Genomic DNA, 7314 nt, shown 5'->3' with positions numbered 1-7314 from the left:
CATTTAAATAAATTAAAAAATAGAAGCCCAAATAAACTAACGCTTTAGATCCTTTTCCATCTCTTCATAGGAGATATGGCGCACATCTTTACCTTTAACGTAGTAAATAATGTATTCACAAATATTCTGACAGCGATCCCCTACACGCTCTACAGCTCGAGCGGCCCAAAGCACATCGAGTACTTCTGGAATTGAGCGCGGATCCGCCATCATATAGGTCATCAACTGTCTAATGATACCCTCATACTCTTTATCCAGCTTAGAGTCTTCTTTGTGAAGCTCTAACGCGACGTCGGCATCCATACGCGCCAATGCATCGAGAGTGGCGTGTAAAGTACGTGTCGCATGGCGGCCCATATTTTCTATGCTCACCAACAGTGGCTGCTGATTCTTAGAGCGTTTATCCATCGCCGCCTTAGCAATCTTAACGCAGGCATCGCCAATACGCTCGAGATCGGTTATCGTCTTAGAGATAGCCAGTACTAAGCGTAAGTCACTCGCGGCCGGCTGACGCTTGGCGATGATACGCGTACACTCTTCATCAATAGCCACCTCCATGCCATTAACCTTATGGTCGCCCTCAATGACCTTCTGCGCAAGCTCAGCATCCAGCGCGCTTAAGGCATCCAGTGACTGTTCAAGCTGACGCTCAACCAAGCCGCCCATTGCCAATACACGGTTACGAATATCGTCAAGTTCAGCGTTAAACTGGCCAGAGATATGTCTATTTAAATTCATGTTTTCCATCGTTCGATCCTATCTCTATTAACCGTAACGGCCAGTAATGTAATCTTCGGTCTTCTTCTGCCTAGGCGTGGTAAAGATGGTATTGGTATCGGCATATTCGATCAGTTCACCCATATACATGAATGCTGTCTGATCAGACACACGCGCTGCCTGCTGCATGTTATGGGTTACAATCACCACGGTATACTTTGACTTAAGATCGGTAATCAACTCTTCAATGGTCAAGGTTGAAATCGGATCCAGTGCCGATGTCGGTTCATCGAGAAGCAGCACTTCTGGCTCAATTGCAATGGCACGGGCAATCACCAGACGCTGCTGCTGACCACCCGATAAGCCAAAGGCATTGTCATGCAATCTATCCTTAACCTCATCCCAAATAGCCGCGCCGCGCAGTGAGCGCTCTGCCGCATCATCGAGTTCGCGGCGGTTATTGACCCCTTGAAGGCGCAAACCGTAAACCACATTCTCATAGATGGACTTAGGGAAAGGGTTCGGGCGCTGAAACACCATGCCCACGTTACGACGCAGTGCAGCAACATCGACTCGCTTGTCGTAAATATTCTGACCGTGCAGTAATATCTCACCACCGATGTGACAATTATCGACTAAGTCATTCATGCGGTTAATACAGCGCAGCAGTGTCGATTTACCGCAACCACTTGGGCCAATAAATGCGGTGACTTTTTTCTTAGGAATTTTCATCGACACATCAAATAGTGCCTGTTTGTCTCCGTATTTAAGATCTAAGTTACGGATCTCAAGCGCTGTTTCTTCGCTGGTTAAGTTTTCTAGGTCTAGCATATCAGTCTTCATTACCGATTGATCTATTGAAATCATGTTCTTTCCTACTGCTTAGGATAATCGTCAATTAATGCTCAAGCGAACGATATTTTTCGCGTAAGTGGTTTCGTACACCAATGGCAGTTAAGTTAAGTGCCACAATTACCGAGACCAAAAGAAATGAAGTGGCGTATACCAAGGGACGCGCCGCTTCTACGTTAGGGCTTTGAAAACCGACATCATAGATATGAAAACCTAAGTGCATGAACTTTCGTTCTAGATGCACAAAAGGGAAGTTCATATCGATAGGCAGTGTCGGCGCAAGCTTTACCACGCCAACCAACATCAAGGGCGCGACCTCACCTGCCGCACGAGCGACCGCCAGAATCAAACCCGTCATGATTGCCGGACTCGCCATCGGGATGATAATCCGCCACAGAGTTTCGGCTTTAGTAGCGCCTAGTGCCAAACTACCTTGACGGACTGAGCTTGGAATTCGGCTCAATCCTTCCTCCGTCGAGACAATCACCACGGGTAAGGTCAAAATAGCTAGGGTCAATGCTGACCATATGACACCTGGCGAGCCAAAGGTTGGCGCGGGTAATGCCTCAGGGTAGAAGAGTTGATCTAGCGTGCCACCAAACATATAGACGAAGAAGCCTAGACCAAACACACCGTAAACAATCGAGGGTACGCCAGCTAAATTAATTACCGCGATGCGGATCATCTTAGTGACTGGGCCCTTCTTGGCGTATTCATGTAGGTAAATAGCCGCGACAACCCCAAATGGTGTCACGATAACCGCCATTAGTATCACCATAAAAACTGTGCCAAAAATCGCCGGGAACACTCCGCCCTCGGTATTGGCTTCACGTGGGTCATCACTGACGAATTTCCCCACGCCGATAAACCATTGCCCGACTTTACCTAACAGGCTTAGGCGGTTGGCGTAAGTCACATCTAAAAGAGTGTCTAACTTTAAGATCACCTCTTCGCCGCGCATATCACGGATAACCACCGAGTCTCTCGCCGCCTCGCTCTTTAGCGCGAAGAACTCTTTTTCAACCAACTGATATTCTGCGTTTAATTTAGCACGCTGCGCCTCTATCTCTGCCTCACGGCTCTCGGTTAACGCGTTATCTAACTCGTAACGACGAGACTTTAAGCGCAGGTTCTCAAGCTCATAGTTGATCGAGCCGATGACGCCTTTTTGCAACGATAACGCCCTATCGTTAAGCTCCACCGCGCGTTCAATATGGGCCTGAAAATCCGCTTCGATATTTTGTGATGGTAGCCGTACACCGTCTTCGATGATCGCCACAGGGTAACCATAGAAGTCACCGTTTTTACTGCGCTCAATAATGGCTATATTTTCCGGCTGGCTACGTGAGATGATATCTGTCGCCAAAATCCAGCGAAAATCTAGGCTCACGAATTCACGGTTACCCGTTTTAATGAGGTAACGCGTCACCGTCTCACCCACTTGGGTATCAAATTTATGCCCCGCAGCAAGCAGTCGCTCTGTCGGCACCTCTTCCCTATCGTAAACCTCACCAATTAAGGTATAACGCTCACCCTGTGGGCCTTTCATCTCCCACTGATAAATATCCGCAGGCCAGAAGTAACTCAAGCCGCGCCAGGCGATCAATAACAACAGCCCTAACACCGCAATCAAACACAGGCTCACTGCGCCACTGGTCATCCATATCCAAGGAGAGCCAGATTTAAACCACTTACCCATTAATGACACCTCTTATAGTGGCTGGCAAACTCGTATTGATGAAACTCATGTTTGAAGAATTCATAGTTAACGTCATTTCTTATCATCCATAACAATCGGCTTTACAGCGAGCTGTAACGTTCACGCAGGCGCTGCCTAACCACCTCAGCAATCGTGTTGAAGAGGAAGGTGAAGATAAATAGCACGAAGGCAGCCAAGAACAGCACTCGGTAGTGGGAGCTGCCGATAGCCGACTCAGGCATCTCTACCGCGATGTTTGCAGCGAGCGTTCGCATACCTTCGAATACGCTCCACTCCATAATCGCAGTATTACCTGTCGCCATCAGTACAATCATGGTCTCCCCCACTGCACGGCCAAGACCCATCATCACCGCCGAGAAAATACCAGGACTAGCCGTTAGCAGCACCACACGAGTCAGAGTCTGCCAAGTCGTAGCCCCGAGAGCTAAGCTGCCATTTGAAAGGTGTCGCGGCACCGAAAACACCGCGTCTTCTGCGATAGAGAAAATGGTCGGGATAACCGCAAAGCCCATGGCGATACCCACAACCAAAGCGTTACGCTGGTCAAAAGTAATGCCGAGCTCATTGGTAATAAACATGCGTGTATCACCATCAAACAGTGCAAGCTCAAGCGTTGGGCTAATCGCAAACGAAAACCAACCGACAAAGACTATCACAGGTAGCAGCATCAACTCTTGATAGGTGTCCGGTAGTCGCTGCTTCCACTTGCCCGGCAACTTGTACCAAGCAAATGCGCTGGTCAGAATCGAGACTGGCAGTAACAGCAGTAGGGTCATGATCCCTGGTAAGTTATCTTCAATGAGTGGCGCTAGCCAAAGACCGGCCAAGAAACCCAGAATCACCGTTGGCAGCGCCTCCATGATCTCGATGGTCGGCTTAACGATGGCGCGAACTTTCGGCGACATGAAATAAGCGGTATACACGGCGCCAGCAATAGCCAGAGGTGTGGCAAATAACATGGCATACAAGGCTGCCTTCATTGTACCGAAGGCCAGTGGCATTAGGCTCAACTTAGCTTCAAAGTCATCTGAACCCGACGTCGACTGCCACACATATTTAGGCTCTGGATACCCCTCGTACCACACCTTCTGCCACATCGCACTCCATGAGACTTCTGGGTGAGTGTTTTCGACACTGAACAAGTTTAGTTTGCCGCCAGCCTCGACAATGAGGGCGTTTGAGCGCGGACTAAAACCTACGGTTCCAGGATCCGTTAACCCCATATTTTCTGAGAATAACTCTTTTTCACTGGTGGTATACAGTAGGCTCAACTCACCCTTTGCGGTAATCGTTACGAAGGTTTTCCGATAAAACTCCGACCCAACGGTCTGAATATCGCCATCGACCTTGAAATTGCGGATCTCTTGATATTGACGGCCATGCTCGCCATTGACCTGAAAATATTGCTGGACTAAACCAGAGTCATAGCTAACAAGTAATGAGCTTGCTCCAGCCAAAAGACTGACATTGGTGACCTCGGCTTTAGCGCGAGACAGAGACAGCACCTGGCTTAACTGCACCTCATCAGCATCACGAATATTGTAGATAAACAGCTTGTTATCAGAGCTTAGAATTAGCTGGCGCTGATCGGGCGTCATCAACTGCTGCTGAACCTTAAGCGGTGAATCAGGAATGATGCTGTTATATGCTAGCCACTCCACCTCTTCGGTCATCATGTTCTCTTCGCCCTCTTGGCGAGACAGATGCCAAACTTTATCGTCGGTTTGATAGACGAAGCTCATTTTATCGCTGCTGTAATCAAAGACTAAGTTATTTAAGGCACGGCCTTGTGGATCAACTGTTAAGGCTTCATCTCCGTTAGGAAAACGTAATCTAGGAGTGATCAAACGCTGGTTATCAGGGTAAGTCACACCAAACTCAATGCCAGCGATAATCACCTGACCGTTACTCAACCCAAGAGCAAACCGCTGCTCGCTTGCTACCGCCGCCGCACTACTGACGACATGAACACCCGCAGGAGTGTTGATCTGCTCACTTCTTAACAGCTGAGAGGTTTGCGTATCATAAAAATCGACCTTACCTAGCTGTGATACTCGGTACATAATCGCGTTCTGCTCATCACTTCCCACCATAAGTGCGGGCGTGGCATCATGATATTCAGCACTGATAACAGGCGTTACTTCGGCACTATCGAAGATAGGCTTAATCACATACAGCAGATAAAAGAAGATCAAGAGCAATGCGACAAACACCATGGTTCCGCCCACTGTCACCCCAATTTGGGCAGCCTTATCCTTGATAGCTCTTCGCGAAGAACCATTATTGATCAATAGGCTTTTTGCAGCAGTTCCAGGCTGAGATACCTGAGTTTCCATTAAGAACCTCGATTATTCTTTAGCCAGTTAAAGTTTAACTGGGATTGTATTAACGATTATGCTAACACTAGGTTTAGTGAGTTTTCCTAGAACGAATTCCAAGCATGCGTATTTTTAATGTGGTGCATTATATGACGCAAAAATGACATTAGTGTTACAAAGGTTGACTTACTAGTGGTTAGATTTAAATGCTGGCTATATTAGACGGAAACCCCTTGTATGACCTAGTAAATCCAACCCAATTGGCATGATAAATAATGGAGTAATATCAAATGTTAAGATATCTAGTTACCTTACAGGCAAAGGATAGAGAAGGCTTAGTAGAACAGATAGCCCATGCGGTCAGTCGCCACGGTGGAAATTGGCTGGATTCTGAGCTGCGCCATATCGATGGCATTTTTGCCGCAATCCTACTGCTAGAAGTCCCAGCTGCCCAGTGGGATGAGCTCATCGAGAGTCTGGAGCTATTAGAGGATATTTCATTAACCTACGCCAAGACCAGTAAGCCCCAAACTCGAAATAAACAGGTCAGTTATTCCTTAGTCGCTTATGACAGACCCGGTTTAGTGCATGAAATTTCAAATAAGATTAGCGCTCTTGGGATTAATATCGAGCATATGAGTACCCGTTACGAGAGCGCGAGCCACACGGGTATCGCGCTTTTTAGAGCCGAATTTAATGTCAGCATGCAAGATAGCCAAGATGAAGAGCGATTGACTCAAGCCCTTCACGACATAGGTGACGATGTGGTGTTGGATAACCTATCGGCTTGAGTTTAATGCTAGCCAGACTGAGTATAACGTCCGGCTAGCGTTAACAGTCCTAAGCCGACTCAAGTGAGAGAATGCCAAAGTTGCCAAACTCAATAGGCACTTTTATTCAACGACTATAAAAGCTTAGCCACTTTAACCATCAAAGACCACGGTGCAGTTTCGCCCCGTTTCTTTTGCAAGATAGAGTGAGCGATCGGCTTTATTGAGCAAGGTCTCAATAGTGTCCGTTTCTCGAGGAACCAGTGATACAACCCCAACACTAACGGTATAGCCGATTTTTGAATGTTCATGCGCAATGACAGACTGCCTTAGTGTCAGGTGCAGTCTCTGGGCGAGAGCATAGGCCGCCGCTGCCGATGTATTTGGCAGCAACAAAGCAAACTCCTCACCACCTAAACGACCAATTAGGTCCGTTGCTCGACAGTTGGCTTTAATCGATGCCGCGAAATGTCTGAGCACTAAGTCTCCCGCACTGTGCCCATACCTATCGTTAATCACCTTAAACCTATCCAGATCTAACGCAATCACAGATACCACTCTTCGCTCCTGCTCGGCGCGACGAATAGATAAGTTGGCATCATTAAAAAATGCCCGTCGATTAAAGAGCTCAGTCAATGGATCGAGCGATGCTAACTTCCTCATCTCCTTTTCTAGCTTATCGATTTTCATCAGCAGTCCCATCAGGTGCCATGAAACCAAAGGCGATACGGTCAATGGGATGAAGCTTGCTAAAAAGATAGCAATATGGGTTATGCCGCCATTTTGCCTAAGGTAAAACGCCATAAATGTGATGAACACAGAAGCAAAAACCGATATTGCTGTAATGAGGATGACCGTATTCAGTCGTCCAAGGGTTTGAATAGTTTCTCTCATGCTTCGTACTAAAAAACGTCTTACTTGCGACAACAGTCAGCAA

The 7314-nt window shown here is 47.4% G+C and carries 6 protein-coding genes; 1 reads left to right on the top strand and 5 read right to left on the bottom strand.

Annotation, left to right across the window (positions count from 1 at the left end; translation table 11 throughout):
- Positions 1 to 36 precede the first annotated feature (36 nt).
- From phoU to L1D44_RS19980, 4 genes are all read right to left on the bottom strand, one after another.
- Positions 37 to 747 carry a phosphate signaling complex protein PhoU gene (gene phoU / locus L1D44_RS19995; RefSeq protein ID WP_239893023.1) on the bottom strand — a complete coding sequence of 237 codons (711 nt, stop codon included), beginning with the start codon at positions 745 to 747 and terminating at the stop codon, positions 37 to 39.
- 18 nt (positions 748 to 765) lie between these two features.
- Positions 766 to 1584, bottom strand: coding sequence for a phosphate ABC transporter ATP-binding protein PstB (gene pstB / locus L1D44_RS19990; protein WP_239893022.1), 819 nt, complete (start codon positions 1582 to 1584; stop codon positions 766 to 768).
- A gap of 31 nt (positions 1585 to 1615) precedes the next feature.
- Positions 1616 to 3268, bottom strand: coding sequence for a phosphate ABC transporter permease PstA (pstA, locus tag L1D44_RS19985; RefSeq protein ID WP_239893021.1), 1653 nt, complete (start codon positions 3266 to 3268; stop codon positions 1616 to 1618).
- A 101-nt stretch (positions 3269 to 3369) separates the two neighbouring features.
- Entirely contained in the window at positions 3370 to 5625 is a 2256-nt protein-coding gene (locus L1D44_RS19980) for an ABC transporter permease subunit (protein WP_239893020.1), read from the bottom strand.
- A gap of 272 nt (positions 5626 to 5897) precedes the next feature.
- On the opposite strand from L1D44_RS19980, the gene L1D44_RS19975 reads away from it, so the two are divergent.
- Complete coding sequence (locus L1D44_RS19975) at positions 5898 to 6398, top strand: ACT domain-containing protein (protein ID WP_239893019.1); 501 nt, start codon at positions 5898 to 5900, stop codon at positions 6396 to 6398.
- Between the two features lie 132 nt (positions 6399 to 6530).
- On the opposite strand, the gene L1D44_RS19970 is transcribed toward L1D44_RS19975, so the two are convergent.
- Positions 6531 to 7271, bottom strand: a complete 741-nt coding sequence (locus L1D44_RS19970) for a GGDEF domain-containing protein (protein ID WP_239893018.1) — start codon at positions 7269 to 7271, stop codon at positions 6531 to 6533.
- Between the last annotated feature and the right edge of the window lie 43 nt (positions 7272 to 7314).

Source organism: Shewanella sp. Isolate13 (genome assembly GCF_022398325.1).
Lineage (GTDB): Bacteria > Pseudomonadota > Gammaproteobacteria > Enterobacterales > Shewanellaceae > Shewanella.
Note: the sequence above shows the minus strand (reverse complement) of the source record. Positions and strands in the feature narration are given on the sequence as shown.